Annotated in this window: 35 protein-coding genes, 1 tRNA gene and 1 riboswitch; of the genes, 12 read left to right on the top strand and 24 right to left on the bottom strand. The window is 40.2% G+C overall.

Annotation, left to right across the window (positions count from 1 at the left end; all coding sequences use genetic code 11):
- Window positions 1-29: 29 nt before the first annotated feature.
- From MKY11_RS05940 to MKY11_RS05920, 5 genes are all read right to left on the bottom strand, one after another.
- Window positions 30-203, bottom strand: a complete 174-nt coding sequence (locus tag MKY11_RS05940; RefSeq protein WP_342501939.1) for a RapH phosphatase inhibitor — start codon at window positions 201-203, stop codon at window positions 30-32.
- A 287-nt stretch (window positions 204-490) separates the two neighbouring features.
- The gene (locus MKY11_RS05935; RefSeq protein WP_342501938.1) at window positions 491-1,372 is read right to left on the bottom strand and encodes a hypothetical protein; all 882 of its coding nucleotides are present in this window, start codon (window positions 1,370-1,372) and stop codon (window positions 491-493) included.
- Window positions 1,373-1,428: 56 nt separating this feature from the next.
- Entirely contained in the window at window positions 1,429-1,920 is a 492-nt protein-coding gene (locus MKY11_RS05930) for a hypothetical protein (RefSeq protein ID WP_342501937.1), read from the bottom strand.
- Window positions 1,921-2,427: 507 nt separating this feature from the next.
- Window positions 2,428-3,090, bottom strand: coding sequence for a type A chloramphenicol O-acetyltransferase (catA, locus tag MKY11_RS05925; RefSeq protein ID WP_301232012.1), 663 nt, complete (start codon window positions 3,088-3,090; stop codon window positions 2,428-2,430).
- 127 nt (window positions 3,091-3,217) lie between these two features.
- A complete protein-coding gene (locus MKY11_RS05920; protein ID WP_342501936.1) occupies window positions 3,218-4,048 on the bottom strand; it encodes a sialate O-acetylesterase in 831 nt (276 codons plus the stop codon).
- A 250-nt stretch (window positions 4,049-4,298) separates the two neighbouring features.
- Here MKY11_RS05920 and MKY11_RS05915 point away from each other — a divergent pair, with 250 nt between their 5' ends.
- On the top strand, window positions 4,299-4,745 hold the full coding sequence (locus MKY11_RS05915) for a MarR family transcriptional regulator (RefSeq protein ID WP_008348375.1): 447 nt from the start codon (window positions 4,299-4,301) through the stop codon (window positions 4,743-4,745).
- A gap of 32 nt (window positions 4,746-4,777) precedes the next feature.
- The gene (locus MKY11_RS05910) at window positions 4,778-5,722 is read left to right on the top strand and encodes an acetyl-CoA carboxylase carboxyltransferase subunit alpha (RefSeq protein ID WP_342501935.1); all 945 of its coding nucleotides are present in this window, start codon (window positions 4,778-4,780) and stop codon (window positions 5,720-5,722) included.
- Window positions 5,723-6,112: 390 nt separating this feature from the next.
- Here MKY11_RS05910 and MKY11_RS05905 read toward each other — a convergent pair whose 3' ends face one another.
- Window positions 6,113-6,337, bottom strand: coding sequence for a hypothetical protein (locus MKY11_RS05905; RefSeq protein WP_242731882.1), 225 nt, complete (start codon window positions 6,335-6,337; stop codon window positions 6,113-6,115).
- A gap of 495 nt (window positions 6,338-6,832) precedes the next feature.
- Here MKY11_RS05905 and MKY11_RS05900 point away from each other — a divergent pair, with 495 nt between their 5' ends.
- Complete coding sequence (locus tag MKY11_RS05900) at window positions 6,833-7,051, top strand: hypothetical protein (RefSeq protein WP_342501934.1); 219 nt, start codon at window positions 6,833-6,835, stop codon at window positions 7,049-7,051.
- Window positions 7,052-7,797: 746 nt separating this feature from the next.
- On the opposite strand, the gene MKY11_RS05895 is transcribed toward MKY11_RS05900, so the two are convergent.
- From MKY11_RS05895 to MKY11_RS05885, 3 genes are all read right to left on the bottom strand, one after another.
- Window positions 7,798-7,870, bottom strand: a tRNA-Val gene (locus MKY11_RS05895).
- A 128-nt stretch (window positions 7,871-7,998) separates the two neighbouring features.
- Window positions 7,999-9,177, bottom strand: a complete 1,179-nt coding sequence (gene metC, locus MKY11_RS05890) for a cystathionine beta-lyase (protein WP_017367031.1) — start codon at window positions 9,175-9,177, stop codon at window positions 7,999-8,001.
- Window positions 9,174-10,292: a methionine biosynthesis PLP-dependent protein gene (locus MKY11_RS05885; RefSeq protein WP_025207168.1), complete on the bottom strand. Its 1,119-nt coding sequence runs from the start codon at window positions 10,290-10,292 to the stop codon at window positions 9,174-9,176. The genes metC and MKY11_RS05885 overlap by 4 nt, the downstream gene beginning before the upstream one ends.
- 79 nt (window positions 10,293-10,371) lie before the next feature.
- Window positions 10,372-10,493: riboswitch (SAM riboswitch) on the bottom strand.
- A 220-nt stretch (window positions 10,494-10,713) separates the two neighbouring features.
- On the opposite strand from MKY11_RS05885, the gene MKY11_RS05880 reads away from it, so the two are divergent.
- Genes MKY11_RS05880 through MKY11_RS05870 form a run of 3 tightly spaced genes read left to right on the top strand, consistent with a single transcriptional unit; the run spans window position 10,714 to window position 12,463 of the window.
- Window positions 10,714-11,454 (top strand): esterase family protein, encoded by a 741-nt coding sequence (locus tag MKY11_RS05880; protein ID WP_019743058.1) that lies wholly within the window; start codon window positions 10,714-10,716, stop codon window positions 11,452-11,454.
- A 52-nt stretch (window positions 11,455-11,506) separates the two neighbouring features.
- Window positions 11,507-12,022 (top strand): YjcG family protein, encoded by a 516-nt coding sequence (locus tag MKY11_RS05875; RefSeq protein WP_024720139.1) that lies wholly within the window; start codon window positions 11,507-11,509, stop codon window positions 12,020-12,022.
- A gap of 6 nt (window positions 12,023-12,028) precedes the next feature.
- Entirely contained in the window at window positions 12,029-12,463 is a 435-nt protein-coding gene (locus MKY11_RS05870) for a GNAT family N-acetyltransferase (protein WP_008348412.1), read from the top strand.
- A gap of 83 nt (window positions 12,464-12,546) precedes the next feature.
- Here the strand turns inward: MKY11_RS05870 and MKY11_RS05865 are convergent, their stop codons facing one another.
- Entirely contained in the window at window positions 12,547-12,804 is a 258-nt protein-coding gene (locus MKY11_RS05865) for a hypothetical protein (RefSeq protein WP_008348414.1), read from the bottom strand.
- A gap of 126 nt (window positions 12,805-12,930) precedes the next feature.
- Between MKY11_RS05865 and MKY11_RS05860 the strand changes: the two genes are divergently transcribed.
- The gene (locus MKY11_RS05860; RefSeq protein ID WP_342501933.1) at window positions 12,931-15,240 is read left to right on the top strand and encodes an ATP-dependent helicase; all 2,310 of its coding nucleotides are present in this window, start codon (window positions 12,931-12,933) and stop codon (window positions 15,238-15,240) included.
- A gap of 16 nt (window positions 15,241-15,256) precedes the next feature.
- Here the strand turns inward: MKY11_RS05860 and MKY11_RS05855 are convergent, their stop codons facing one another.
- From MKY11_RS05855 to MKY11_RS05835, 5 genes are all read right to left on the bottom strand, one after another.
- Window positions 15,257-15,514, bottom strand: coding sequence for a stage VI sporulation protein F (locus MKY11_RS05855; RefSeq protein WP_008348417.1), 258 nt, complete (start codon window positions 15,512-15,514; stop codon window positions 15,257-15,259).
- A gap of 136 nt (window positions 15,515-15,650) precedes the next feature.
- Window positions 15,651-15,788, bottom strand: a complete 138-nt coding sequence (locus MKY11_RS05850; RefSeq protein WP_008348419.1) for a YjcZ family sporulation protein — start codon at window positions 15,786-15,788, stop codon at window positions 15,651-15,653.
- Window positions 15,789-15,872: 84 nt separating this feature from the next.
- Window positions 15,873-16,094 carry a hypothetical protein gene (locus MKY11_RS05845; protein WP_008348420.1) on the bottom strand — a complete coding sequence of 74 codons (222 nt, stop codon included), beginning with the start codon at window positions 16,092-16,094 and terminating at the stop codon, window positions 15,873-15,875.
- Between the two features lie 84 nt (window positions 16,095-16,178).
- The gene (locus MKY11_RS05840) at window positions 16,179-16,307 is read right to left on the bottom strand and encodes a hypothetical protein (protein ID WP_008348422.1); all 129 of its coding nucleotides are present in this window, start codon (window positions 16,305-16,307) and stop codon (window positions 16,179-16,181) included.
- Between the two features lie 71 nt (window positions 16,308-16,378).
- A complete protein-coding gene (locus MKY11_RS05835) occupies window positions 16,379-16,729 on the bottom strand; it encodes a DUF1360 domain-containing protein (RefSeq protein WP_025207166.1) in 351 nt (116 codons plus the stop codon).
- A 177-nt stretch (window positions 16,730-16,906) separates the two neighbouring features.
- Between MKY11_RS05835 and MKY11_RS05830 the strand changes: the two genes are divergently transcribed.
- From MKY11_RS05830 to MKY11_RS05810, 5 genes are all read left to right on the top strand, one after another.
- Window positions 16,907-17,293, top strand: a complete 387-nt coding sequence (locus tag MKY11_RS05830; protein ID WP_041092031.1) for a spore coat protein — start codon at window positions 16,907-16,909, stop codon at window positions 17,291-17,293.
- 44 nt (window positions 17,294-17,337) lie between these two features.
- Window positions 17,338-17,673 (top strand): hypothetical protein, encoded by a 336-nt coding sequence (locus MKY11_RS05825; protein ID WP_035392394.1) that lies wholly within the window; start codon window positions 17,338-17,340, stop codon window positions 17,671-17,673.
- An 88-nt stretch (window positions 17,674-17,761) separates the two neighbouring features.
- Window positions 17,762-18,247, top strand: coding sequence for a spore coat protein (locus MKY11_RS05820; protein ID WP_008348431.1), 486 nt, complete (start codon window positions 17,762-17,764; stop codon window positions 18,245-18,247).
- A gap of 147 nt (window positions 18,248-18,394) precedes the next feature.
- Window positions 18,395-18,886, top strand: a complete 492-nt coding sequence (locus MKY11_RS05815; RefSeq protein WP_144666782.1) for a CotY/CotZ family spore coat protein — start codon at window positions 18,395-18,397, stop codon at window positions 18,884-18,886.
- A gap of 212 nt (window positions 18,887-19,098) precedes the next feature.
- Window positions 19,099-19,542 carry a CotY/CotZ family spore coat protein gene (locus MKY11_RS05810; protein WP_008348434.1) on the top strand — a complete coding sequence of 148 codons (444 nt, stop codon included), beginning with the start codon at window positions 19,099-19,101 and terminating at the stop codon, window positions 19,540-19,542.
- A 37-nt stretch (window positions 19,543-19,579) separates the two neighbouring features.
- Here the strand turns inward: MKY11_RS05810 and MKY11_RS05805 are convergent, their stop codons facing one another.
- The 9 genes from MKY11_RS05805 to tenA form a co-directional block, all read right to left on the bottom strand.
- Window positions 19,580-20,155: a CotO family spore coat protein gene (locus MKY11_RS05805; protein ID WP_024720134.1), complete on the bottom strand. Its 576-nt coding sequence runs from the start codon at window positions 20,153-20,155 to the stop codon at window positions 19,580-19,582.
- A 113-nt stretch (window positions 20,156-20,268) separates the two neighbouring features.
- Window positions 20,269-21,045: an enoyl-ACP reductase FabI gene (fabI, locus tag MKY11_RS05800; protein WP_003211867.1), complete on the bottom strand. Its 777-nt coding sequence runs from the start codon at window positions 21,043-21,045 to the stop codon at window positions 20,269-20,271.
- 149 nt (window positions 21,046-21,194) lie between these two features.
- The gene (thiD, locus tag MKY11_RS05795) at window positions 21,195-22,001 is read right to left on the bottom strand and encodes a bifunctional hydroxymethylpyrimidine kinase/phosphomethylpyrimidine kinase (RefSeq protein WP_326112583.1); all 807 of its coding nucleotides are present in this window, start codon (window positions 21,999-22,001) and stop codon (window positions 21,195-21,197) included.
- Between the two features lie 17 nt (window positions 22,002-22,018).
- Window positions 22,019-23,032 (bottom strand): thiazole biosynthesis adenylyltransferase ThiF, encoded by a 1,014-nt coding sequence (locus MKY11_RS05790; protein ID WP_024720132.1) that lies wholly within the window; start codon window positions 23,030-23,032, stop codon window positions 22,019-22,021.
- Window positions 23,029-23,796 carry a thiazole synthase gene (locus tag MKY11_RS05785; RefSeq protein ID WP_007498979.1) on the bottom strand — a complete coding sequence of 256 codons (768 nt, stop codon included), beginning with the start codon at window positions 23,794-23,796 and terminating at the stop codon, window positions 23,029-23,031. The genes MKY11_RS05790 and MKY11_RS05785 overlap by 4 nt, the downstream gene beginning before the upstream one ends.
- Before the next feature lie 4 nt (window positions 23,797-23,800).
- Window positions 23,801-24,004 carry a sulfur carrier protein ThiS gene (gene thiS, locus MKY11_RS05780; RefSeq protein ID WP_017367025.1) on the bottom strand — a complete coding sequence of 68 codons (204 nt, stop codon included), beginning with the start codon at window positions 24,002-24,004 and terminating at the stop codon, window positions 23,801-23,803.
- Window positions 24,001-25,113, bottom strand: a complete 1,113-nt coding sequence (gene thiO / locus MKY11_RS05775; protein ID WP_050827160.1) for a glycine oxidase ThiO — start codon at window positions 25,111-25,113, stop codon at window positions 24,001-24,003. The genes thiS and thiO overlap by 4 nt, the downstream gene beginning before the upstream one ends.
- Entirely contained in the window at window positions 25,097-25,714 is a 618-nt protein-coding gene (gene tenI, locus MKY11_RS05770) for a thiazole tautomerase TenI (protein WP_342501932.1), read from the bottom strand. Before tenI ends, thiO begins: the two co-directional genes overlap by 17 nt.
- Window positions 25,689-26,399, bottom strand: a complete 711-nt coding sequence (gene tenA / locus MKY11_RS05765; RefSeq protein ID WP_017367022.1) for a thiaminase II — start codon at window positions 26,397-26,399, stop codon at window positions 25,689-25,691. The genes tenI and tenA overlap by 26 nt, the downstream gene beginning before the upstream one ends.
- Window positions 26,400-26,440: the final 41 nt, after the last annotated feature.

Genomic DNA, 26,440 nt, shown 5'->3' with positions numbered 1-26,440 from the left:
CAGACTCTTAAAGTCTGTTTTAATCTTGTCTATACGTTTTCAGAAGTTGTATTTCGATCAATCATAGTCGTGTTTCGATATGATTTTTGTTCCTCCATTGTTGTATTCCGAATTGATTTCGTTTCAATGATTTTTAAAGTTTCTACTGTTGAAACACTTAACAATACAATGGATACAATGATTAGGAGTCTTTTAATCACCATACAGACACTCTCCTTTTTGAATATCATTTTGAGCTTTAAGAGCCTTTCTATTCTGCTACTCTTTCCAAAAAGAAACCGTAAATAAAGAGCTCCCTCTCAGGAGCAGTGTGCTAAATACGCTGTCATAAACCATAACTCAATGGACTACTTGTGTGTCTGATTTTCTTCTAATAATTTTATAATCTTTTCATTAGATTGTTGAATATTTCTCAAAATCGATACCATGTTCCCTGTAAATCCTATCAATATAATGAATAAAATAATGATCATCCACATAAAATTGCCTCCTATGGTTGAATTAACGTTCTAATAGAAGAATAGCCTCTAAAATTAACTTCCTCAAATTTAGTACTATTATCAAAAGGTGCAGGAAAAGCAATGACTTGAAAATTCTTTTCCTTTTTCACTTTTGGCAATTTTATTTGATAAACATTTGTTTTTTCACTTTCTACAGATACATACATCACAGGTTTTCCATTGAATTTTTGTTGATCGAATTCCGAGAATGCGACTAAAGCATAATTCATTTTTTCTTTACTTGTATTATCCACTTGGAGATAGACCGGCATTTGACTTTTTGAAGTATACAGCACTTTATTTGAAACCTTTCCTGAAGCCATGAAAATTTCTTCTCCAGTTAATTCATCCGTTTTATATATTGGAGAAAATTCACTTCTAATATGATGAGATGAAGCTTTTTTTGTAATGAATCGCATCATATAATTTTCTTGTAAACCTGTCGCTATATCTATATGACTATCTTTCAAATGATACTTTGCTTCGGGAACAATAATAAACGCTAATTCTCCAACATCTTTTGGTAATGTCGCTTTGATTGGTAATGTCATCACCTGGTCTTTAGTCATCTCAAATGTGTATGATTTAGCTGGTCTATGATTATCTGCAGAAAATGCTATTTGATTAAAATTTGCTAGTAAGAATAACGTGTACTTTCTATCTGCGTCTATGTAGTGTGAGAAGGAAAGAACTTTGGTTATTTGGTTATTCTTAATCAAACCGATATCTAGAGTATCCAGAAGCTTCCCCTCAGGTTCATACATACCATATGATACGGTCTCCGTTCCTGGTCCAGTAACATCCAACATTTCATCATTATAGTCTATATCGCCAGAGACATTTCCTTGTCTGACAAATAAAATAAAAGTCATTAGTAATACGCTGAAAATGGTTATGAATAAAATTGTTCTATGTCTCATCATGTCTATTAAATTTTAAAAGTCTTTTGGCGACTAACAGTTTTATAACCACTATCTTTATATAAAGAGTTTCCAATCGCTTTACCTTTACATCCCCAGCCACCATCAACACCACCGGCAGCATTCGCTCCAGCATAATTTGATTTCTTCGCAGAATCGGTCTTGCTTTTAGAAAGTCCTCCATCTCCTCCATATAGTCGTGATTTTGCTTCTATATAATCAATTTTACCCTTTGACTTCGCTGTCGTTAACATTCTGTAGTTACATTGAAATATCTCGCCAATCAATCCACCAGTTTTTCTTAGTTTCCAATTCGTAACATAGTCAGCTTTTGCCGATTTTTTGTTAGTTGAATGCGATACAGAATCCGTTGAAGTATCCTCTGCAATTGTTATCCATTCAGTTTCATTTTTCTCAACAGTAGTTGCTGAAACAGTTGCAGGGAATATCGTGCTAGCTAAAAATATTGAAGACAGTAATAATGTATTGCTTTTTTTCATCATGTAAACCACCTTTATCAATTTTTAGAGTAAATACATATACATTTAATTCAATATAATGATTTTAAGATAGAGTGAGCATACATTTTTTCACATCCGACAAAATCACTGCTTTCTTCTATAAGAATCTCCCGCCCTTTTTACAGTTTCAAAATATTCCATTACTCCGTAGTTCATCACCTATCATTAATTAATTTAGAAGCTTACATGACAAACACTCAGAATCATTTTTCAGGCCTACTACTCTTGAAGACAGTTTCAAGCTGAAAATTTCTATACCCCTATCCACACTCCATAAATTCCCTTTATATTACATTTATTATCACATAATGGAATTTATAAAACACCGAAAAGAAACCGCAAAAATAATTGAGAAACAAAACATGATTGCCTTATTTGCAAACTAATAACTTCTTCATCACACAACAAATAAGCAGACTCGTTAAAGTCTGCTTTATGCTAACTTCTATAAACCATTGGAAACCTCTTGCAAATCACTTCTGACATTCAGGACATATCCAATGAATCGTCTAACCACTCTTCACAATGTTCTATAAGCCACCTCAAATATTCCACATATTGACCGACATGATAGCCATCACAAACAGCATGATGGACTTGAATCGCGACTGGCAAGGTGATTTTTTCTTCTTTCATCTTAAATTGACCTAACGTAAATATTGGTAGTAAATAAGTTATATCTGTAGATACATTAAGGTTAAAAGAAGTAAAATCAATCCACGGCAGACTTGAAATATTGAACATGTTTTCTGGCATATGAGGTTTCGGAAATAGGTTATTACTTTTGCTGTAAGTGTCCATGTCCGCTACACAGCTTTTATAAAACCGAGCAAAGTTTTCGTCATAAGGCGTCCAGATACTTGAAAATGTCTTTGTTTCTTTATTTAAAATCGTATAACTAGGATGGAGAATCTCCCAGTAACCAAGTGCATCGTTCACTTGATCCATCCGAAACTCAGGAATTTGCTGCACAGCTCTTGCTAACAAATAAATTTGCACAGGATATACTTTTAGCCTTTTTTCTTTTAATATTGCATACAATTTCGTGATGTCTAGATCGATCACCAGACTATATGAGCATCGGGTTACCGTCATATAATGATGAAAGTGCTCTTTTCTCGGATAATTTTCATCTATTTGTTTAAACATTTTTTATCTCCTCCTGAATGTAATTGCTTGTATTCAGGAGGAAGCTTTATCTGTTTTTACCACCACAATCATCCTTTCAAAAGTTATATCATGTTTCTGTCTATTCAAAGTCTACCATGAGCTTTGCCTACGTTAAAGCCTGCAGCAACTCTTCGTAAGTTATCTTGCCCAACGTGAATTTTTCTAGTGCTATATATGTATTCTCCGCTGAGGTATTCATTCTATTATGACAGTCATTCACTAGCTCATGTTCATTTGGTAATGGTTCATGTATATGTTCTGTTTTTCGCAATGCTTCATAGTATCTTATACCAAATATTCTTTGGGACAACGCATTAATGTGAATTCCGTCCGGATTAGATATAAGGCCTTTCGCAGTAACATAATAACAATTTTCATGATGATTTGCATATATTTGTAGTACCTCATTGATCAGTTGATATTCCACACATCCTGAGCCAAATGCTGTCTTTCCTAAGAAATCGCCCAAACCACCTATCACAAGCGGAATGTTAGGTACAGATAATTCAGTTCTTAGCTCATGAAATAATCTTCTTATTTTTTCATCGTATTCTTTGTATTTCCCATCTTGGCTGTCACTTTCTCCTTGATGCCATAATATCCCGGCCAATTCGCTATCTTCCTTTGCAAATATAGCTTCATTTATTGCATGACGAAATAATGCCCCATCTCGTGACCACTCATCAATGGAACTGCCACCTTCGGCACATGGGATAAGACCAATTTTTTCTCCCTCATGATCCTTACACCAAGTCTCCGCGAAGGAAGCCGCCAGTCCTACACCAGCTACCGGTCTATCAAAATGAATCGGTTCAGTCATCATTTGCCATCTTCCATTTCGCAGCATCATGATTCTTTCATTATAAATTGGCGGCACTTCATGCTTAAAGCCTCGACCCGCCATATTTGATTGTCCAATTAGTAAAAATGACTTCATATTTTTCTCCCCCTCTCTTTATTTTTCATATTTTTGTTGAAAGAACAGTAAACAGCAATTACTTAGGGTAAGATCCTGATGCATCTATCAATCAGGTGGATCGACTATGATCAATCCACTTAAACCATTTTAACAAGAAGAAATCTCTTGTCCATGTTGACATATGGGCTTACGTTAAACTTGTGAAAAAAACATATTCATGTATAATACAATTGATGTATTATACATGAATTTTAGGAGGGTGACCTTTTTGAAAAGAGAAGATGCCTTAAAACTAAGATCAGATATTAAGAAAATGATTATAATAACTGGGGTTTTTGAATCTCAAAATTTGCCCAATGGACCATTTGAAAAACCTCTACCAACTTCTCAAATGATGGCGTTAGAGGAAATAGAGATGGAAAAATTAACCGTTTGGCAACTATCCAATAAACTTAGATTAGAGACTTCAACTGTAAGTAGATTGGTAGATAAGTTAGTAAAAAAGGGACTTGTTTATCGTGAAGTAAATGAAAAAAACAGAAGAGAACTTTTTCTGCACCTCACAGAAAAAGGCCACATTACTGTTAATCGCTTAAGAGAACAATCCCTTACATTTTATCAACGTATCCTCAATAATTTATCAGAATCAGAACAAAAAATAGTTGTGGATGGTTTTGAATTATTTATTGATTCTATTTCTAAGTCTTTTGATTAGAGTGAGGTAAATCATACCCTTTGGAGGATAAAATGAGTTTGGATTTTGAACGTCCTATTATTGAACTAAAAGAGAAATTTGATGAATTAAAGAAAATGATGAAAGAACATAATGTAGATTTATCATCAGAAATTCAAGAATTAGAAAAACGTTTAAATAAAATGCAAGATGAAATTTATTCTAATATTACACCTTTTCAGCGAGTTCAAATTGCAAGGCTACGTAACCGGCCCACGACATTGGACTATATACCTTTATTGTTTACAAACTTTCTAGAACTTCATGGTGATCGATTATATGGTGATGATCAAGCAATGATAGGTGGTATTGCAAAATTTAAAGGGATGCCCGTTACGGTTATTGGTCATCAAAGAGGGAGAAGTACAAAGGAAAATATAGAAAGAAATTTTGGAATGTCACATCCAGAAGGATATAGAAAAGCGCTAAGACTGATGAAACAAGCTGATAAATTTAATCGCCCTATTATTACATTTATTGATACAATTGGCGCCTATCCAGGCAAAGGGTCTGAAGAACGTGGAATTTCTGAAGCGATAGCTCGAAATCTATTGGAAATGGCTACACTTAAAGTGCCAATTGTTTGTATTGTAATTGGAGAGGCATCAAGTGGTGGAGCTCTTGGTATTAGTGTCGGTAATCATATCCATATGTTAGAGTATTCATGGTACTCGGTCATTTCGCCAGAAGGAGCAGCATCTATCCTATGGAAGGACGCTAAGTATGCTCCAGAAGCTGCTGAACATATGAAAATTTCAGCAAAAGATTTAAAGCATTTAGGAATTATTGATGAAATCATTCCTGAAATTAAGGGTGGAGCACAAAATGATATAAAATCACAAGCAAAATTGATTGAATCTGCAATCGAATCATCTCTTAAAAAATTGATACGTTTATCCTCGGAAGAGCTTATACAACAGCGGTATGACAAGTATAGACAAATAGAGAATTATAAATGAAAATACTTAAAACCGTATTACATTTCTGAGAATTCTTACTAAAAAGTTCTAGATATTTTGTAAGTAACCTCTTAAACTGGATATGCTGATACTATTAAAAGTGTGTGATCGGTATGGAAAAGGGATTTTTTGATTCTAAAAATACTGAGAAACAATCTGGTGGATAAAGTTCGTCCCCAATTCGTCCCCAACCAAAAGAAAAAAAACAAAAAACCCTTGCTAGGCAAGGGTTTCAACGATGATTCCGACTGGGCTCGAACCAGCGACCTCTCCCCTGTCAAGGTAGGTATATGACATCCTGTGATTATCACTGAGATCCTCTGGTGTTCCTTCGTATTTTTTAAAACCGAAAAAATGTTACCTTTTTTATTACTTTTTTATACACCTGTTTTAAGCTTTATCACCATTAATATATTTCACTAACATAGCTGCTGCGTACATAAAGAATGCAGCGATTAAACCATTCACCATACTTCCAAAAACTACAATCAAAATCTGTCCTGCGTAATCTGTCCATGTCTTATCTGGAAATACAGCAATGTTCCATATACTTATGAGCATATAGAATCCAGTCACAACGATAAACGTCCAAACAACTAACTTTGATTTGAGCATTTAACGACAATCCTCCAATATCCATTTTCTTCTATGATAACATGAGTTCTTTTAAAACCCTCAATCAATTCACCTTGTTTAGACAAAGACGCTTCTGATGCACCAACAATCCTAATATTTTTATACGCCTAGAACGATGCTTTAATTTCATCATTAGTCGGCTCTCGCGTTCTAATTTCTTTAATTTTTTGTTTAGCCAAACTATAATAGCAGTATAAAAGATCATCAATATAATTAATGTAACTGTTCCTTTCTTCCTTCACCTTCAGAGCCCTATAGACCTTCAGCTCCTTGATTAGAGCATTTCAACTTGCTTTTCATCGATCCCTGGTAATATACAGATTTCACCTTACCACTCCTTGAAAGTTCATATTGAAATTTTCTTATAATCTATCTAACTCTAAAAACCGTTCATATTTTTACAAAAACACCCTTGATTTTATTATAAAAAATGGGATAATCAGGAATATCAAAATAAACAAGGGAGAGTTTTAAATGAGATTAAAAAAAGTTTTAACTTTTTCGGCATTATCCTTTGCTTTACTTGTTTCTGCATCTCCTGCATTCGCTTCAACTTCTAATGCAGACAGCAACATGAGTCAAAAGGTAATAACTCCTCAAGATGAGCTGAAAACTATTCATCTAAAAACCAATACACAAAAAGAATCTATCAAATGTTTCGGTCTCTTTATTAAAAGATGCATAAAAGGGTGATGGTACTTGGACAGGCAAAATAGATAGGGGGGTGACCCTCCTATCATTTTTAATTAGCTAACTTTAAAATATATAGCCGCCTTCACTATGCCTATGTTAGTGATTTCAAGATTTTAATTCAACCTTGATAATTACTGTCTGTTGATGAGTTCCAAATGGTCTAATTTTACCTTTTGTTTGTTCCCATCTAAGAATATTAACATTGAAAAGTTGGTATTAGTCCGTTTACTTTTCCCCCTTATGCTTATGTTTACACCGTTTGTTACAAAATCAACCACTTTGAGAAAAACGTTTCTTTTTGTTACATGCGCTTATATGTAACTAAACGTTACGTTAGAATGTATTTATTAAAGGGTATGTAACAATATATGGAAATAAACTTGGTATCTCAGCATATACAGCCTATGAATTAGGGACAAGAGAACCAGACCATAATACGTTAATAGCTATATCGAACATTTTAGATGTCTCGATTGATGTTCTTCCCAAAGGTAGAAACAACAAGTCGAATATTAAAAAGATCTTGAAACATTAATCGCTTCTCGAGATGGAGAAATTACAGAAGAAGAAGCTCGCGAATTATTAGAAATTAACCCTTAAAACACTGCAGAACACTTTAATCGTTTTGATCCTAAAGATACTGAGAAACAATCTGGTGGATAAAGTTCGTCCCTAATCAAAAGAAACAGAACGAATATTCGTTATCAGAAAAACAAAAAACCCTTGCTAGGCAAGGGTTTAAACGATGATTCCGACTGGGCTCGAACCAGCGACCTCTACCCTGTCAAGGTAGCGCTCTCCCAGCTGAGCTACGGAATCGGGTTATGTATCAGTTCTGGGCTTTCTGTTACTGACAGTCTCTATTATATAACCATCATGATCAGTCGTCAATGGTTTTGTTCAAAAAAGGCACAAAGCCGGTATCCATACCGGCTTTTCACTGACTTTTATGATTGGTTCACAAGGACGGGCTTTAGTTGATCTAGTGCTTGTTTGAAGTCCCTTTTGAGGTCTTCTCCGTTTTCTACGCCCACACTTAATCGAAGTAAACCATCCGTGATGCCTCTTTTTTCTCTTTCTTCTTTTGGCATAGCGGCATGGGACATTTTGGCCGGATAGGAAAGAATGGATTCGACTGCTCCGAGGCTGACGGCGAATACAGGTAATGTGACGCCATCGACCAATTCTTTGACAGCCGCTTGGTTTTCTAGTTCAAATGAAAGAACAGCACCTGCACCGCTCGCCTGCTTCCGCTGAATGTCTGCCCCTGGGTGATCATCTAATCCTGGGTAATATACTTTTTTGACCGCAGGATGTTCTTTGAGGAATGAAGCCAGTTCTAATGCGGTTTGACTGGCTTTTTCTAATCTGACTTGAAGGGTCTTTAATCCTCTAAGCACAAGCCAGCAATCCTGTACGCCAAGTACCGCCCCGAAGGAGTTTTGCAGCGAATAAAGTTCGTCTCCTAGCTTCTCATCTTTCACCACGGCTAAGCCTGACAGTACATCACTGTGGCCGCTTAAAAATTTCGTTGCGCTGTGTAGCACAACGTCAACACCAAGGTCCAGCGGACGCTGAAGCGCAGGCGTTAAAAACGTATTATCTAAGAAAGTCAGACAGTCATGCTCTTTCGCAATCTGTACGACACCTTCAATATCCGTAATACCGAGTGTAGGGTTTGACGGTGTTTCCATGTAAATGACTTTTGTATTTGATTGAATGCCTTGTTTCACTTCATTCAAATTGGTCATGTCCACAAAGGTATGCTCAATCCCAAATCTTGAAAGAACTTGGGTGATCATTCGGAAAGTCCCGCCGTACACATCTCTTGTGACAAGGACATGATCTCCTTTTGATAATAGAAGAAAAGCGGTTGAAATGGCTGCCATACCTGACGCAAAGGCAAGCCCTCTCGTTCCTCCTTCTAGCGCTGCAATGGTATCCTCCAATGCCTGACGTGTAGGGGTGCCTGATCTGGAGTAGTCATATTGACCAAAGTCATCGAAGCTGCTTTGGTGAAACGTCGATGCATGTTGAATCGGTACACTGACTGCACCTGTTGAGCGGTCTGTTTTAAACGCATTATGAACGAGTTGTGTTTCGAGTGTCCAATCGTGTGTGGTCATTTCGTGTGTACCTCCTCTTTCACATTTGATAGTGCCTGTTTCAGGTCTGCTTTTAGGTCCTCCACATGCTCAATCCCGACTGAGAAACGGAGCAATTTGTTACACACACCGTTTGCGATGCGAATCTCTTCTGGGATGTCCATATGAGTTTGCGTTGCAGGATACGTAATGAAGCTTTCGACTCCGCCAAGGCTTTCAGCAAAACAAATCGTTTTCAGCTGCTTCAAAAATGGATTGACCCAGTCCTCTTTGGCTACTCGGAATGACAGCATGCCTCCCTTGCCTGGGTAAAGGACATCTTGAATTTCCGGCTGCTGCTTTAGAAAATCAGCTAATTCCTTCGCATTTGCCTCGTGCTGGCGCATTCTCAGCGCCAATGTTTTCATTCCTCTCATTAAAAGCCATGAGTCAAATGGAGATAAAACCGCCCCAATGGCGTTTTGATGCTGGAACATGTCTTCCGATAGCTTCTCTCCTTTTGTGACGACAAGTCCGGCAAGAACATCGTTATGCCCGCCTAAATATTTGGTTGCACTATGAATGACAATGTCCGCTCCGAGTGTAATCGGTTTTTGCAAGACGGGCGTATAAAAGGTGTTATCCACAATGACCAATGCACCGTGTTCTTTTGCGATTTTCGCAACCTTTTGAATATCCGCTTCCTGCATGAGTGGGTTTGTTGGCGTTTCAATAAAGACGGCTTTTGTATTTGGCGTCATTTTAGAGCGTAAACAGTCTTCATCTGAAAAATCATCATAAACAAAGCGCAGTCCGTACTTTTTCCATTCGTTTTCAAATAGACGGTATGTACCGCCATATAAATCTGATGAAACAATGAGTTCATCCCCGCTCTCAAACAGCGCCATGATCGTTTGGATGGCAGCCATTCCCGAACTGAAGGCAAAACCGGCCGTTCCTTCTTCGAGTGAAGCAATCGCATCTTCTACAAGCTGCCTTGTTGGGTTTTTCGTCCGAATATAATCAAATCCTGTTGATTCCCCAATGCCTCTATGTCTGTAAGCTGTTGAAAGATAAACGGGAGGACTGACAGTACCAGTCACCTCTTCGCTGCGGTTTCCAATTTGCGCTAACTTCGTTTCCACATGTTCTGTCATTTGACACCATCCTAAGTAAAAATCTAATTTCAAAACAGAAAAACCCCTTCTTCATAAGAAGAAGGGGTTTAATCGCTTCCTCTTATCTTCCAAGCAAAAAAGCTGCTTGCTGGATTTAGCACCTTGGTACATCACATGAAGTGATGCATACCGGTTGCTGAGGTTTCAAAGGGCCAGTCCCTCCACCTCTCACGATAAGAATGTGTTGTCTGTCTGTTCTAATTCTTAATACTGTAACGCATTAAACCTCATTTTTCAAGGGGAAATGTAACGATTAATTAAAATTTTCTGTATTTTTCACTAGATTGGATGTCAGCTAATTTGATTGCATGTTAGCATATAGGAACAACGCTGTTTTTCGTGTTACAATGAATGGAAACGTTTCACTTATGATGAATTTGGTTAGCTGGAGGAATGGATTATGGTGAAGAAAACAGGCATCATTCAAGAAGAAACCTTACAGTCAAAAGAACTTGGGGCAGATATGACCATTTTGATTTATTTGCCAGTCAATTACTCCCCCCTTTATACATATCATGTCATCATTGCACAAGATGGTCATGATTATTTCCGTCTAGGTAAAATAGGCAGACAAGCGGAAGAATTAATGCAAAACAAAGAAATGGAACGCTCGATTATCATTGGTGTCCCATATGAAAATGTTACTGAAAGACGAAATACGTATCATCCAGACGGACCAAAGTTCGAGGCGTATAAACGCTTTTTGGCAAATGAACTAGTTCCGTATATTGATGAACACTATCCAACGTATCAAGTTGGATCAGGTCGTACATTTATTGGTGATTCATTAGGTGCTACGATCTCACTTATGACAGCCATTGATTATCCTTCGTTATTTGGCGGACTGATTTTGCAGTCTCCTTACGTGGATGAGTCGGTTCTGCAAGCAGTCAAACAGTCATCATCCCTTGCTCATTATGCCATTATCCATCAAATCGGGTTAGAAGAAACAGCTGTGAAAACGACAGATGGGCAAGTGCTAGACTTTATTCAGCCGAACGAAGAATTAAAGGTCCTTTTGGAGAAGTCCGGTGCGGATTATTTATTTGAGACATTCGAAGGCGATCATAAATGGACGTTTTGGCAGCCGCTCATTTCACCTTCGTTAAAAAGAATGCTCCCATATTCGTTAATCAACTGAATTTTGTTATAATAAAAAATAATAAATACTTTCTTAATCAGGAGGGAACATGATGAAATACGGAGTTGTTTTATTTCCATCAAAAAAATTGCAAGACATTGCGAACTCTTATCGGAAACGTTATGATCCGAACTATGCACTCATACCACCTCATTTAACATTAAGAACACCTTTTGAATTAACGGATCTAGAAGCAGCTGAGGTCGTCTCCACCTTGCGAGAGTACGCAAAAAATGCTTCTCCTATTACGTTACGTATTAAAAAATTCAGTTCATTCGCTCCTGTAAACAACGTGATTTATATGAAAGTAGAACCGAACGAAGAATTAATGACTCTCAATGAGAAGTTGTACACTGATCCGCTTGCTGGTACACCTGAATATGCATTTGTTCCGCATGTGACAGTGGCTCAAAAGTTATCAGACGATGAGCATTCAGACGTTCTAGGCACATTGAAGCTGAGAAAAATTGACCACGAGGAAACGGTTGACCGCTTCCACCTTTTATATCAATTAGAGAACGGTTCTTGGACCGTTTATGAAACATTTATCTTAGGAGAAGAGGGTTAAAGACATTTGAATACAGTCATCGTAAAAGAACAAACACAACGAGAAGATGCTTATTATGTTCGAAAAGAAGTTTTCGTAAAAGAACAAGAAGTCCCGTTAGAGATCGAAATTGATGAACTTGAGGACGAAGCCATTCACTTTGTCATTTATAATGATGACAACAAACCACAAGCTGCTGCTAGACTGCGCATAATTGAAGGTCATAAGGCAAAGCTTGAACGAATTTGTGTATTAAAAGAGGCGCGCTCTTTCGGTCTTGGCCATCAGCTTTTAGAAGCACTTGAGTCTGAAGCGATGGCAAACGGAGCGAAAGAAGCTGTCATGCATGCACAAGTCCAAGCTCTTCCTTTCTACGAAAAGAAAGGCTACAAAGCCGTTTCAGAACCGTTTGAAGAAGCAGGGATTACACATGTCAAAATGACAAAAACACTATCCGTTTAACGAAAATAAAAAGCCAGGGCATCATGGATGCTCTGGCTTTTTATTGATTCCATCTCGTTCGCTCAGGAAGAAAGCGCAGTCATTTAGACGTAAGTATTGATATGAACGCCCTTACCTTCTTCCATAAACATATCTCGTACAAAGCGTTCCCGCTTTTTTTGCTGTACTTTCGTTTCCGCTTCTGTCACTAAGTCCTCTTTTTTCTCCAGCTCTCTGTATACCTTGTCATGAAAGGTGCGGGTGACCTTCGTCACTTTCGCATAGTCTTCTTTATCCTGAGGAGCAGGACGATTGATATATTGAAAATACAGATCCGGCTGAATCGGGGCTATATATCCCATCAAGAACGCCTCCTTTGCTTCTCTTCTACTCTACTATTCCCTAATTATGACTGTTTGAAACACGCCTCATTTGATATGATTAGATGTGTTTCTTTTTAAGATTGATTGACTATTGGAGGACTAGCTTTGAAATGCGCACGACGACATGATCGAACGATCTCATTACATACATATTCGAGAGAACACTATCAATTCCTCCATGATGAGGGGAAAAAAGGGCATTTATCTTGCCCATATTGCGGACAACCCGTCTTTTTTAGATTAAATATACATGAAGAACCTGCCTTTATCCATAAGCAAATATCTCAGCAAGAGATTTGCGAAAAAAGAGAACAACAAGAGGAAAAGAAACCGGCTGAACGAGAGGAAGAGGCATCCTACAAAGAACTTGGCGGCTTTCGCTTTCCAACCGCCAAACAGATCATCTCACAAACAGAAGAATCGGATGACTGGCAGGAACCACGATCCATTCAATTTGGCGAAACCTTTCATTTAGAAAAGAATGAAGAAGTGCATACCATTGACCTCTTTCCACACATCACCTTTAGCGCACCACAGCTTCAAGCAGTCACACACAAAGACGGTCCGATGCTTGTGCTAGCTGGCGCCGGCAGCGGGAAAACAAGGGTACTGACAGCAAGAGCTGCTTATCTGATGTCATACCATCAAATCCCTGCTCACCATATCCTGCTCGTGACCTTCACCACAAAAGCAAGCAGTGAAATGAAAGAAAGACTGCGTATGCAGTATCAGCTTCATCCTTCACAGGCGAGCCAAGTTGTGACAGGCACATTCCACAGTCTATTTTATAAAATGCTGCTTCACGATGATCGGGGCAAATGGAACGGACAGCATTTGATTAAATTCGACTGGCAAAAAGAGCAGTATATTCGCAAAGCGATCATGCATGAAGGACTTGATGAAAAAGACTATCCAACCGATCAAGTGCTGCAATCAATCGGCTATTGGAAAAATGCTTTTTTACCAAACGAACTTCCTGAGCTGAAAGATGAAAAGGAAAAGCAAATGTGGACAATCTATCAATCATACGAACAGCAAAAGCGTGAAAATCAACAATTTGACTTTGATGACATGGCGATTGCCTGTTTACACATGCTGAATAAGCAGCCTGAATTGCTCAAACAATATCAAGAACGATTCAAGTATATTTTAGTAGATGAATTTCAAGATATTAATCCCGTACAATATCAATTAATCCAGCTTTTAGCTGGAGAATCCGAGCAGCTATTTTGTGTAGGCGATGATGATCAAGCCATCTATGCATTTAGAGGAAGCAATCCCGCTTTTATTCTTGACTTCAAACAGGACTATCCTTCGGCCGAGATCGTCCATTTACATGCAAATTACCGCTCTCATCATACGATTGTCGCAAGTGCAGACGCCATTATTAAGAAGAACCAGCATCGTTACGAGAAAACGTTAAAAGCCGTACGCGTGGAGAAAATTCCGCCGACTCTTTTTTATCCATATGACGAGGAAGAGGAAGCAACCATGATCGTAGCAGATATTCAGGAGAAAATTAAAAACGGTGCAAAACCGAATGACTTTTGCGTGCTGTTTAGAACGAATACAGGAGGCCGTGCGATTTATGAACGTCTTCATCAATCGGCGATTCCGTATCAAACCGATGCTGGCGTAAAAGCCTTTTATAGCAGAAGAATTGTTCGGGTGCTGCTCGCTTTTCTTTCGCTAAGTCAGGATGCAGATGATGTCGCCGCAATGAAGCTGCTGCTGCCCGTTTTCTTTTTAAAGCAGCAAACACTGAATACCCTGAAGGCGCTGACCATTACAGAAGATTGTTCTATGGTAGAGGCACTTGGAAAGCTAACAGACATTCAGCCGTTTCAGCGCAAAAAACTGCAATCGATCGTTCCCCTGTTTCGAACGTTAAAATCGTTAAAGCCATCTGAAGCTGTAGCGTTTATTGAACAAAGGATGGGACTTGGTGATTTTTTAAAAAAACGCGTGAATGATACGAATGTGCTTGAAAAAGGAACAGATGATGTACGAGATGTGAAAACAGCGGCGAAACGTTTTGAAACAATTGAAGCCTTCCTCGCTCATGCCGAACATATGAAATCTGCTGAAAAGGAAAAATCAGATGAACCAGGCGTTCAGCTCATGACGATCCACCGTGCGAAGGGACTAGAATTCCAAACAGTGTACATCACGAGTGTGGTTGATGGGGCGCTCCCTCATGACTTTGCACTTGATGAGCTGAGAAACGGTGATGAAGAAGCCATTGAAGAGGAGCGACGCTTATTATACGTTGCCATGACGAGAGCTGAACAATCCCTTTATCTATCAGTTCCTTCATATAGAAGAGGAAAAACTGCTCATCGTTCCCGCTTTTTGTACCCTCTTTTAAAGAAACATCGTGAAGGTTTTACCCAAAAACAACAGGCCCCCCTTTAAATGGAGAGCCTGTTGTTTATTTTTTGTTGTTCATCATTTTAGCGATTGTATTAAAATCAAGCTTTTCTTTTCCACTTGTAATCGATTGAACGATTTTGTCTTCCATTTCTTTAGGTACACGTTTGTTTGCAAGCTGCGCTACTTTTTTAATGACACCTCGAACGGTATTCTCATCTTTAAAGTTCGCGTTTTGCAAAGAACCTGCAAGCTTAAAGACATCATTCATATTTACACCTGTTTTATTTTCCACACTTTTAAAGAACTTATTATCCATTCCTTTGCCTCCTCTTTGTGGAGTAATCACCTTACTATATGAAAATAGGCGAGATATGTGCCTATCCTGCTGCCTTGTTAGCAAAGAGAAAGGAAAGCAAAAGGCTTCCCTATTGCTTCCCTCACCTTCTTACTGTTTAGTTAAAGAAAGAAGCACCAACGATGATTAGAAGGATGAAAAGCACGACGACAAGAACAAAAGTTGAACCATAACCGCCGCCGTAGCCGCCACCATAACCTCCGCAATAACCGCCACCGTAACCGTAACAACTCATATTTAAGCACCTCCTCTTCTCCCTTACAAAATATGAAAAATACATGAAATGGTTTGGACGATCACATAAAAAAGTGCGGAATTTTTATTTCTGCTGTTTAAAGACGTAATCTGCCTCTCCATGACGGATCATGAATGCTTCTGTTTCTTTCGCAAAAGTATCCATTTTCTCGCCAAATGCTTTTAAGTGCTCTTCAAGATCCTTCGCTTTATTCGCTAAATCCATTTCAGCTTTTTCGTGCGCTTGCTCTTTCCCATCATGGGGTTTAGTGAACAAGGAACCGATTAATTGTTCGAATGCATCCATTCTGGTCACCCCTTCTCTCTTACATATGCATCACCCAAAAAAAGGGCAACAAAAAAACCGGATAAATCCGGCTTTTGTTTTTCCCTATTGAGGTTTCTTTTTCTTCCCGCAGCCGCAGCCAGTCTTCTTGATTTTCTTCGTATATACAGATTGTTGATTTGACTGCGCTGGATACCCTTGAAGCATATGTGACGGTGTTTCAGTTGGTTTCATCGCAACCCTTCCTTTCCTATTCCATGTTAGTATATGCATTTTCTTTAAGCGTGTCTGATCAGAATGCCTGTTTATTTCACAAGCTTCGACACGACTGCTTCAATCAAGCCTGCTGCGGCGGCAATCGCTAATAGTAAATTAAGCCACATGCTGATGACAGGAAAAAATATGTATATCAGTAGTAAAGCAGCAGTGCACCACATACCCGTACACCAATAACAGCTTAACAGCTCTCCTATCCAAGATCGCAGTCCCTTCCCCTTAATGACGATATAGGTCTCGACTTCACCTTGTTCGTTTATCTCTTCTTGCTCTTCATGAAATAGACGGCGAAAGGGGGCTGTAATCGTATCAAACACGATCAATCTCGTCAGCCTAAAGGATGCGAGGGCAAATATAGCAAATGACAAAGCGCCGCTCATGGAACCTCCACCTCCTTCATTCTTCTTTTTCCGTCCTTTCTTTATATATGCAAAAAGAAAGACCACCATGATGAATCGGGTGCAAATAAAATTGGGTTGTACTTTTTCATGCTTTCCGATTCCACCTTGAGCCTCTGCTGCATTAAATAATGTATAGATAAGAAAGGAGTGAAAGTATTGTCTATTGAAGAAAGTGCTGATTTATTATACACACAACTGTTGAACGAATTAATCAGCAATTATGATGATTTCATCGAGATCAAGGATTCCGAAAATGTCACGATTCATAAAACAGATGTAACAGCCGCACTCTCCCTTCAAGCGACCGTAACGACAATCATTACTCTTTTAATTCAAATTCTTGTACCAGATGATGAAGTGGCTGCAAACATCACAGAACAGCTTTTAGCTGCACAACAAGTGACAGTTCAAAAGAAAACAGTGATTCAAATCATCAATTGTTATAACGTCACGATTACATTATCTGATGCATCCATTATGAACTCCGTACAAATTCTCACTCAAACACTGAATGTACTTTTAGTTGAAGCCGGCATTCTTTGACCCTTTCTTTTTCTAACATCACGTATGAAAGAGGTGAAATAATCGTGGCTGAAGAGAACGAAAAAAAGGAGTTTCAAATCAACACTGATGTTGATCCATTAACAAGCCTTCTTGTGAGTGATATTTTAAACAAAAATAATGTCACAGATGATCAGAAAGCAAACCTTTCAGAAGATCAAAGAAGGATGATTTTGAAGCTGGTTCAGGATTTACAAAAGAAAGCAGATGATTTCGTACAGCAGCAGCAGGAGAAAAAGCGTCAGGCAGAGGCAGCAAAACATGCAGAAGAGGTCGAGCCTGAACCACAAGTGCGCCCTAAACGAAATTCACTTCGAGAACGTATCCAGCAGCGTCGTCAAGCGCAGCAAAATAACGATTAAATAAAAATGGGTTGCCTGCTAGGATAAATGCCCGAGACAAAACCAATCATTCCAGCATTTAATAAAGTAAACGGAAGGAGGAAAAGAAATGGATTCTAAACCATACTCTTGGGTCGCTCTAGATCGCAACTGTACACACCACGGCGATTACCATCATAACTACGAAAGAAAAGCAGTTTGTGACGGCCACTATTATGATGATGAAGATGTTTTACAAGACTTTGATCAAGTGAGTGTGACAAAGCAGACATCTGAGGAAGTCATTATCGTTAGAGATTCTTGTGACATTAACGTCTCTTCTGTTGATGCACAGGTTGCAGCATCTATCCAAGCAGCTGTTCAAACAGCGATCATCACCATTACAAACATCTCAATCGCTGATGGTGACCTAGCTGACCGCGTCACGCAAGATCTATTGCAAGCAGCTAGCCACAAACAAACAAATCGCCAGAAACTTGTCATCGAAAACTCTAGAAACGTTACAGTCTCTACAATCGATGCAGACATCTCTATTGCCATCCAAACGCTTACACAGACACTTGTTGCGACGATCGTTGCAATTGGTATCCTCTAATGTACAAAAGCAGAGCGAAAAGCTCTGCTTTTCCTTTTTCTAAAAATACAACAAAGATAAATAGTCATTTACCCACACCAACTAGAGGGCGCATACATATGTTGTTAAGGACTAAAGTCAAATACCTTGTTAAAGGAGCTGAAATCCATGAGCTGCGGAAAACACCATGGCCGACATGATGAAAACTGTGTATGCGATGCGGTTGATAAGATTTTAGCAGAGCAGGAAGCTGTAGAAGATAAATGTCCTACGAGCTGCTACAGTAATTTATTAAGCCCGACAGTTTCTGGAAAAGATACGATTCCGTTTTTACTTTTTGATAAAAAGGGCGGATTGTTCTCTACTTTCGGAAACATTGGAGGATTTGTTGACGATTGCCAATGCTTCGAATCCATTTTCTTCCGGGTTGAAAAATTGCATGACTGCTGTGCCACATTATCTGTATTAAGACCTGTTGATGTACACGGACATACGCTAAGCGTTTGTCACCCTTGCGATCCTGACTTCTTTGGTTTAGAAAAAGCGGACTTTTGTATCGAAGTTGATTTGAACTGTTTCTGCGCGATCCAATGTTTAAATCCAGAACTTGTCGACAGAGTCCTGCCAACAAAAGATAAAAAGCATCATCACCACGGCTAAACCAATCGCCCGCTCATCTAACTTGTCATAAGTCAAATCATCCCCTTCCTCACGAATGACAACCAATCATGCGGAGCAGTCAGCAAAAGGCGGCCGCTTCCGCATTGATTGACATTAGATGCATCAACCGGCGAGACACATAATAAAGCTTATAGATGATGATGACAGTGCTCAAACACTCAAACAAATTTCCTTGTATAGGAGGGTTGAATATGAGCCGCAAACATTCATGGAACTGTGTAGCAGAGGCTGTTGAAAACATAAACGACTTACAAAATGCCGTCGAAGAGGATTGCCCGACCAGCTGTTACAGCAATCTCCTTTCTCCATCACATTCATTAGGTGACACTGTCCCGTTTGTTCTATTTACCTCAAAATCAAAACCATTCGTCGCATTCGGAAACGTCGGAGAAGTAGATGCTGGCCCTTGCTTCAGCACTGCATTTTTCAGAGTCGAACACATCTCTGATCACTGCGCAACACTCAGCTTGCTTATTGCATTTGACAAAGATCGTCATATTTTAGATTTTACAGATAAAGATTCCGTATGTGATGTGTTCCGTTTAGAAAAATCAAAATATTGCATTGAAGTAGACCTTGACTGCTTCTGCGCAATCGAGTGCTTAAATCCAAGACTCATCAACCGTAGCTGCTAACAAAAAAAGTCCCGTTATGGGACTTTTTTTATGTTCATTAAAAACCAAGTGGATGAATAGAAGAAATATCACCAATCGCTAATTCCACTGGATTACCGCCGCCTGCTGTGCGGATGACCACCATATTGTCTTTTCTCTCCATGATGATTCCTCTGTATGTTTTTCCATCGGCTTCAATGAGGCAAAGCGCTCTCGGCATATTATGCGGCAGACTTGTAAGAAAATCGACTTTCTCCTCGATATTCATTTGGCTTAACGGCTTCTTCACTCGTTTTCTTCTTGGTTCTTCTTTTGTTTCATGAAATACGCCTTCTGGCTGTTTTTCTTGTTCTTGTACTGGCTCTCGATTTTGTGAATTATCTTTTTCTTGATTGATCTCCCGCTCTTGCTGTAGCGCAGGCGGCTCTTCTTTTTTCTGCTTTACTTCCTGTGATACAGGTTCTTGCACGCTCTCTTCGATTGCATGCTCTTTGTCGCTTTTTTTGGTTTCTGAAGGTTTTTCTGACTTCTTGCGCTTTCTCACAATATTTTGCATGGCCGGCGCTGATTCATCATAGCTCGGCTGAACAATATACATAAGCGGCTTTTGATTCTCATCACCTTTATTTGACATACTAATCCCTCCCGAATGATTCATTCCTTATATATATGAGAGGACACCCCAAATCAGAAGAAAAATAAAAAACAGCATACCAGTGATTGGTATGCTGCAAATCATTTATTCGTTTAGCGGGCAATGATATGGAAGCCAGAATCAACATGAAGATTCTCACCTGTCATGCCGCGCGATAAATCACTGAATAAGAATAGTGCTGTATCGCCAACTTCTTCAGGAGTCGTTGTACGGCGAAGCGGTGCACGCTCTTCAATATCCTTCAGGATCGTATTAAAGCCGCTGATTCCTTTTGCAGATAACGTACGAATTGGACCAGCAGAAATGCTGTTCACACGGATGCCTTCCGCTCCAAGATCAGCTGCTAAGTATTTCACACTTGCTTCAAGGGCTGCTTTTGCTACACCCATGACATTGTAGTTAGAGACAACGCGCTCTCCGCCTAGGTAAGTAAGTGTGACAATGCTTCCACCTTCTGTCATGAGCGGTCGGGCTGCTTTTGCTACAGCTGTTAGTGAATAGGCACTAATGTTGTGCGCTAAAAGGAAACCTTCACGGTTCGTGTTCAAATATTCACCGACAAGCTCTTCTTTGTTCGCAAATGCAATCGCATGTGCAACACCATGGATGACTTGTACTTTTTCTTTAATCGTTGCAAAACATTTTTCGATTTCTTCATCACTTGTCACATCACAAGGAAGAATAATGGAATCATCACGCTCTAGCGTGCTTGCTAGCTCTTTCACTGATTCTGCCAGACGATCTCCAACATAAGTAAAAATCAAACGAGCTCCTGCTTCGTGAAGTGAACGAGCAATTCCCCAAGCGATGCTTCGTTTATTGGCAACACCCATCACCACAATATTACGGCCTTCTAAAGAAAAGTTCATATGTATTAAAGCCTCCTATTTTTTCAAGACATAGTATTAGTACCTGATCATAATCTTATCACAAATCATGAGATATTGACAATTTCCTCTGAAAGAAAGTTTTTATTTCAGAAAAAAGACCGCCCTCACAATTGAAGACAGTCTTCTTTTTATGCTTTGACTCTGTTTTGCTGATAAGCAAAGTGGTTAGTCGGTCCGTGCCCAGCGCCAATATTCAGAGGAAATTTGATCGCCTCATGGACAAAGGTTTCTGCCGTTTCAAAGGCTTCCTTCATGGAACGACCTTTTGCTATTTCTGCCGTTAATGCCGCTGCAAATGTACAGCCTGTTCCGTGTGTATGTGGTGTATCAATATGTTCATTACTGAGTTCAAAAAAGCTTTTTCCATCGTACAAAAGATCTGTAATGAGGCCGTCTGAAGGGCTATGACCTCCTTTGATCACAACATAGGACGTGCCAAGCTCATAAAGTCGTTCTGCTGCTCTATGGCGATCGTCTTTTGTCTGAATGCGCATGCCTGTCAGCACTTCTGCCTCAGGGAGATTCGGTGTGACTGCATAACTGACAGGTAGTAACTGTGTTTTCATAGCAGAGACCGCATCTTCATTTAATAAAGAAGCGCCTCCTTTGGCAATCATGACTGGATCGACAATTAGTTTCAAATCATATTGCTTCGTCTTTTCAGCAACGACACTGATCATGTCGGCACTCCACAGCATCCCTGTTTTAGCGGCATCTGGCAACAAGTCTTCTGCTACTGCATCAATTTGATTTTCGAGCGCCTCGATAGACAGTGGATAAATACCGTGAACACCAAGTGTGTTTTGTGCTGTAATGGCGGTAATTGCGGACATTCCGTACACACCAAGCTCCTGAAAGGTTTTCAAATCTGCTTGAATACCTGCTCCACCACCAGAATCAGTACCTGCGATGGTTAATGCTTTTTTAATCGTCATGTCATCTCACCCTCTCATTAGCCAATCCATTGATGATAAATCGTTCTCGCTTTCGCAATATCATTTGTCCCATGTACAAGCGCTCTGCCATCTTTGAATAAAACGAGCTTGTACTCATCCTTCTGACACGAAAGCAAATAAGGATTTTCCAGCACATCCATTCCTGCTTTCTTTAGCTGACGTGCTACTTCATGCAGCGCCGGGGGTGCCCCTAGTGCACTGCGAATTTGTACGGTATTTCGTCCACATAATACATCTGCTTTTGCTCTTTGATCATATGAGAGAAATGGATATGTCTTAAGACCGCAGCTTGGACATTGTTTCTTTTTTAAAGACGTAACGGATCGAATATCAGATCGCTCGTTTGTCCATAAATCAAACGATCTTAATACCGGCGTGATGTGGTGTCCTGTTAAAAGCTTCAGTGCATCCGCCACTTGATAGGCCGCAACCTGTTGCACAACTGGACTAATAATTCCTGCTGTATCACATGTCATACCTTGTGCAGGTAAATGCTCAAGCAGGCAGTGTAAACACGGTGTTTCACCAGGAATCACTGTGAATTGAATACCGTAGCTTGCTACACAGGCTCCGTAAAGGAACGGAATTTGATGTTTGACGGCTGCATCGTTCGCAATCATTCTCACCTCAAAATTATCCGCTGCATCCACGATGATGGATGCCCCGCTGACGTACTCATCAATATTTTGAGCGGTCACGTCAATGACGATTCCTCTCACATGAACGTCACTGTTCACCTGCTTGAGCCTTTTCTCAGCAGCCACAGCCTTTGGCAGCCGATCAAGAACATCTTGTTCTGTGTATAGCTGCTGACGCTGCAGGTTGCTCCATTCAATATAATCTCTATCCAAAATGGTGACAGAACCTACGCCGGCACGGACGAGCATTTCAGCACTCGCTGTTCCAAGTGCCCCAGCCCCAATAATGACGGCCTTTGAGGCATGTAGCCGTTTTTGCCCTTCCTCTCCAATAGGCCTAAAAAGCTCTTGGCGTGAATAACGTGTGCTCAAAATGCTGGCATTCCTTCCTGCGGACTGCTGGCTGTTCCATAGTTTTTGAGTGGAATACGGCCTGCCTCGAACCCGAGTCTTCCAGATTCAATCGCCAGCTTCATCGCTTTAGCCATTTTCACAGGGTCCTTTGCGCCAGACACGGCTGTATTCAGTAATACAGCATCAGCGCCCAATTCCATCGCATAAGCAGCATCCTTCGGAGAACCTACACCCGCATCAATAATAACTGGCACCTTTGCCTGTTCGATAATAAACGATAGATTCAGAGGGTTTAAAAGCCCTTGACCTGAACCGATTGGAGAAGCACCTGGCATAATGGCATGGACACCAAGTTCTTCTAATTTCCTTGCCAGCACCACATCATCTGACGTATATGGCAGCACGATAAAACCTTCTTCTAATAACATTTCAGATGCTTTTAACGTTTCGACTGGATCTGGCAGAAGAGACCTTGAACAGCCAATGACTTCTACTTTGATCATGTCACACAGTCCAGAAGCTTTCGCTAAACGGGCAATCCGCACCGCTTCTTCCGCTGTACTTGCCCCGGCAGTATTTGGCAGCAATGTATAGGCTGATAAATCGAGCTGCTCTAAAAAATTGGGCTGTGATGGTTCAAATATGTTCATTCTTCGCACAGCAAAGGTCAAAATTTCAGCTTCTGATACGTTGACCGCCTCTTTTTGAACTTCAAATGATGGATACTTTCCTGTCCCTAGTAATAGTCTTGATGTAAATGTTTTTCCGCCAATGCGCAGCATGGTGTCATCCTCCTCCTACAAAGTGAACGATTTCAATCGTGTCATTTGGTTGAATTTTTACCTGTTGAAAGGCTTCTTTATCTATAATTTCTTGGTTCTTTTCAACGATCACCACTCGGTTTTCAAGTTGATAGGCTGATAGCAGATCAAAAATCGTGCCATTTTCCTTATCGAAATCAACCATTCTTCCATTCAATTGAATTTTCATACGAACAATGCCTCCTTTCGCCCAATACGAAACGCATGAAGCCATTCCTTGTGAACTGACTCGCCTACTATTAAGCCGCGAATGATTTCCCCCGTAATTGGCGCAAGTAAAATGCCATTTCGGTAATGTCCCGTTGCAAAAAGAATACGCTCGTCTTCTGGATGTTTTCCGATATAGGGGTGCCGGTCGCTTGTCGCTGGCCGAAGACCTGCCCAGCATTGATCAATCGGCATCTCTCGAATAGAAGGCATGAGCTGAGATGCTTTGTGAATAACTGCTTCAATACCGCCAAGTGTCGGAACGGCCTGCCAGTCATTCGGTTTCATCGTTGCACCAATCACTAGCTTACCGCTATCCCTTTGAACGATATAACAATGATCATGATAGATGGTGTGTGCAAGCGCTGGACCGTTATTCCAAACAGACACGCATTCTCCTTTTACAGGATAGAGAGAGTGTGATAACCCCAGTTCTTCTAAAAAACGGCCTGACCATACACCACTTGCTACAGTCAGATGATCACATGTGAAGATGCCTTTAGCTGTACTGACTGTCAATGTTTCTTTTCCCCTCTTCACATCGATAACGGGGGTAAACTCCTTCACATCCGCTCCGTGCCGAACAGCCGCCTGCCAAAAAGCCCTGCATACCGCATATGGCTCGACATGTACATCATCTGCTATCAAGCCTGCTCCTACGATGTCATCTGCTATTTGAGGCATACGTTCTTTTACGCTGCTTGCTTCAAGCCATTCAAATGTGGGCAAATGCTGCATCCGGCAAAGCGCTCGCTTTTCTTGTTCTGTAAAAGCCACCTTCATAATCCCGCCCACTGATGTCCGAATATCAATGCCCGATTCACGCTGAAGGTCGACCGTTAATTTTTCATATAAAACCTGACTTTGTCTGCCTACTTGAAAGAAAATATCCTCATCACCTTCTCCTTCAGCGTGAGCACCCAGCATGCCAGCAGCCGCACTCGTCGTTTGCTTCCCGATCTCATTTGCCTCAAATAAGACAATCTGCTTTCCTGCTTTTGCAAGGTGATAAGCGATCGACATCCCTATGATTCCACCACCAATGATTGCAACATCATAATGCTTGTTCATAAGGATTCTCCTTTCGCTTTTTAGAAAATATTTGCGCCATTTTGCGCGGCTGAGGATGAGCAAAAATCCCCGACATGACGGCTATTCCCTTTAAATCAACATGCATCAATTCTGGTAGTCGTTCTGGTGTGATTCCACCAATGACAACGACTGGAATGGACAGCTCAGAAGTCATTCCCTCCACAACCTTTATGCCTCTCGCCTGAAGTCCGGGTTTGCATGCGGTATCATACACATGCCCAAACATGACATACTCTGCCCCGTTCTTCTCTGCTGCTTTGGCTTCTTCTATCGAATGAACCGATACCCCCGCATGGAGGTGAGGAAATTTTTGTCTTAATTCCTTTGGCGAAAAGCTGTGTCCTGGAAGATGAACCTGGTGAATATTGGTCAGCAGCGCAACGTCAACTCGGTCATTTATAATCAGCTTTTCTTTCGGAACACCTTCTGCTAGGAGTTGTTTCACGAGGTGAACCAGCTCACCTGCTGCCTTCGATCGTTCACGAATATGAATAAAGTCTACTTCAGACGCAATGTCTTTTATTTGCTTGATGAGCTCCCTGACAGGAAGCGTATCATTTGTCACTGCATGGAGTTCCATTTGCACCAACCCCATCTAAGCATGCTGTTTGCCACATTTCTTTTTCATACGCCATCTCCCAGAAATGGTATTCGTAATAGCTCGAAATCACGAAATTTTCTTTCATATTAGCCCGCACATGTTCTGGCGCTTTTTCTGCAAGTTCATCAAAACGGTTCACCTGTTCAAAAACAAGCTCTTTAAACCAATCCCCGCCATATGTCAAAATCCATTCTTGATAAATCGGATGGTCAGGTGTTGTTTGTTTCAGTTTTTCTCCTACCTCATAATAAAGCCAGTAGCACGGCAATAATGCGGCTAAAATTTCTTCAAAACGACCGCTTTTCACAGATCGGTACATATGCGAGGTATATGCATAAGCAGTTGGAGAAGGTTTAAAGTTTGCCAGCGCTTCATCAGAGATCTGGAGCAGTTCTGTGAACTTTCTATGCAGTGATAGCTCTGCTTCATACGTACCCTGCGCATGATATGCCATTCTGCCTGTCGTATGTAAGTCCTCACTAATAGCGGCTCCATACGATTGTACTTTTGCAAAATGAGTTAAATAGTACGAATCCTGCATCACATAATAAGTGAAACGATCGAGTGAAAGTGTGCCATCACCAATCCCTTTCACAAAAGGGTGTGTAAAGCTCCCATTCCACCATCTAGCTGCTGCTTCTTTACATTCGTTCGAAAATGTCATGTTCCTCTCCTCCTGTTTTTCCATATAAAAAAACCACTTTC

The organism is Bacillus sp. FSL W7-1085 (assembly GCF_038595035.1).
GTDB lineage: Bacteria > Bacillota > Bacilli > Bacillales > Bacillaceae > Bacillus > Bacillus altitudinis.
The sequence above is the reverse complement of the archived record's forward strand: the minus strand, read 5'-3'. Positions and strand labels throughout refer to the sequence as shown.

What these genes read in the sequence shown, in the direction of transcription:
- MKY11_RS05940 (WP_342501939.1), bottom strand. Translation starts at nt 203, where the DNA reads ATGGTGATTAAAAGACTCCTAATCATTGTATCCATTGTATTGTTAAGT.
- MKY11_RS05935 (WP_342501938.1), bottom strand. Translation starts at nt 1,372, where the DNA reads ATGACTTTTATTTTATTTGTCAGACAAGGAAATGTCTCTGGCGATATA.
- MKY11_RS05930 (WP_342501937.1), bottom strand. Translation starts at nt 1,920, where the DNA reads ATGAAAAAAAGCAATACATTATTACTGTCTTCAATATTTTTAGCTAGC.
- catA (WP_301232012.1), bottom strand. Translation starts at nt 3,090, where the DNA reads ATGTTTAAACAAATAGATGAAAATTATCCGAGAAAAGAGCACTTTCAT.
- MKY11_RS05920 (WP_342501936.1), bottom strand. Translation starts at nt 4,048, where the DNA reads ATGAAGTCATTTTTACTAATTGGACAATCAAATATGGCGGGTCGAGGC.
- MKY11_RS05910 (WP_342501935.1), top strand. Translation starts at nt 4,778, where the DNA reads ATGAGTTTGGATTTTGAACGTCCTATTATTGAACTAAAAGAGAAATTT.
- MKY11_RS05905 (WP_242731882.1), bottom strand. Translation starts at nt 6,337, where the DNA reads ATGCTCAAATCAAAGTTAGTTGTTTGGACGTTTATCGTTGTGACTGGA.
- MKY11_RS05900 (WP_342501934.1), top strand. Translation starts at nt 6,833, where the DNA reads ATGAGATTAAAAAAAGTTTTAACTTTTTCGGCATTATCCTTTGCTTTA.
- metC (WP_017367031.1), bottom strand. Translation starts at nt 9,177, where the DNA reads ATGACCACACACGATTGGACACTCGAAACACAACTCGTTCATAATGCG.
- MKY11_RS05885 (WP_025207168.1), bottom strand. Translation starts at nt 10,292, where the DNA reads ATGACAGAACATGTGGAAACGAAGTTAGCGCAAATTGGAAACCGCAGC.
- MKY11_RS05880 (WP_019743058.1), top strand. Translation starts at nt 10,714, where the DNA reads ATGGTGAAGAAAACAGGCATCATTCAAGAAGAAACCTTACAGTCAAAA.
- MKY11_RS05875 (WP_024720139.1), top strand. Translation starts at nt 11,507, where the DNA reads ATGAAATACGGAGTTGTTTTATTTCCATCAAAAAAATTGCAAGACATT.
- MKY11_RS05865 (WP_008348414.1), bottom strand. Translation starts at nt 12,804, where the DNA reads ATGGGATATATAGCCCCGATTCAGCCGGATCTGTATTTTCAATATATC.
- MKY11_RS05855 (WP_008348417.1), bottom strand. Translation starts at nt 15,514, where the DNA reads ATGGATAATAAGTTCTTTAAAAGTGTGGAAAATAAAACAGGTGTAAAT.
- MKY11_RS05850 (WP_008348419.1), bottom strand. Translation starts at nt 15,788, where the DNA reads ATGAGTTGTTACGGTTACGGTGGCGGTTATTGCGGAGGTTATGGTGGC.
- MKY11_RS05845 (WP_008348420.1), bottom strand. Translation starts at nt 16,094, where the DNA reads ATGGATGCATTCGAACAATTAATCGGTTCCTTGTTCACTAAACCCCAT.
- MKY11_RS05840 (WP_008348422.1), bottom strand. Translation starts at nt 16,307, where the DNA reads ATGAAACCAACTGAAACACCGTCACATATGCTTCAAGGGTATCCAGCG.
- MKY11_RS05835 (WP_025207166.1), bottom strand. Translation starts at nt 16,729, where the DNA reads ATGAGCGGCGCTTTGTCATTTGCTATATTTGCCCTCGCATCCTTTAGG.
- MKY11_RS05820 (WP_008348431.1), top strand. Translation starts at nt 17,762, where the DNA reads ATGGATTCTAAACCATACTCTTGGGTCGCTCTAGATCGCAACTGTACA.
- MKY11_RS05815 (WP_144666782.1), top strand. Translation starts at nt 18,395, where the DNA reads ATGAGCTGCGGAAAACACCATGGCCGACATGATGAAAACTGTGTATGC.
- MKY11_RS05810 (WP_008348434.1), top strand. Translation starts at nt 19,099, where the DNA reads ATGAGCCGCAAACATTCATGGAACTGTGTAGCAGAGGCTGTTGAAAAC.
- MKY11_RS05805 (WP_024720134.1), bottom strand. Translation starts at nt 20,155, where the DNA reads ATGTCAAATAAAGGTGATGAGAATCAAAAGCCGCTTATGTATATTGTT.
- fabI (WP_003211867.1), bottom strand. Translation starts at nt 21,045, where the DNA reads ATGAACTTTTCTTTAGAAGGCCGTAATATTGTGGTGATGGGTGTTGCC.
- thiD (WP_326112583.1), bottom strand. Translation starts at nt 22,001, where the DNA reads ATGACGATTAAAAAAGCATTAACCATCGCAGGTACTGATTCTGGTGGT.
- MKY11_RS05785 (WP_007498979.1), bottom strand. Translation starts at nt 23,796, where the DNA reads ATGCTGCGCATTGGCGGAAAAACATTTACATCAAGACTATTACTAGGG.
- thiS (WP_017367025.1), bottom strand. Translation starts at nt 24,004, where the DNA reads ATGAAAATTCAATTGAATGGAAGAATGGTTGATTTCGATAAGGAAAAT.
- thiO (WP_050827160.1), bottom strand. Translation starts at nt 25,113, where the DNA reads ATGAACAAGCATTATGATGTTGCAATCATTGGTGGTGGAATCATAGGG.
- tenI (WP_342501932.1), bottom strand. Translation starts at nt 25,714, where the DNA reads ATGGAACTCCATGCAGTGACAAATGATACGCTTCCTGTCAGGGAGCTC.
- tenA (WP_017367022.1), bottom strand. Translation starts at nt 26,399, where the DNA reads ATGACATTTTCGAACGAATGTAAAGAAGCAGCAGCTAGATGGTGGAAT.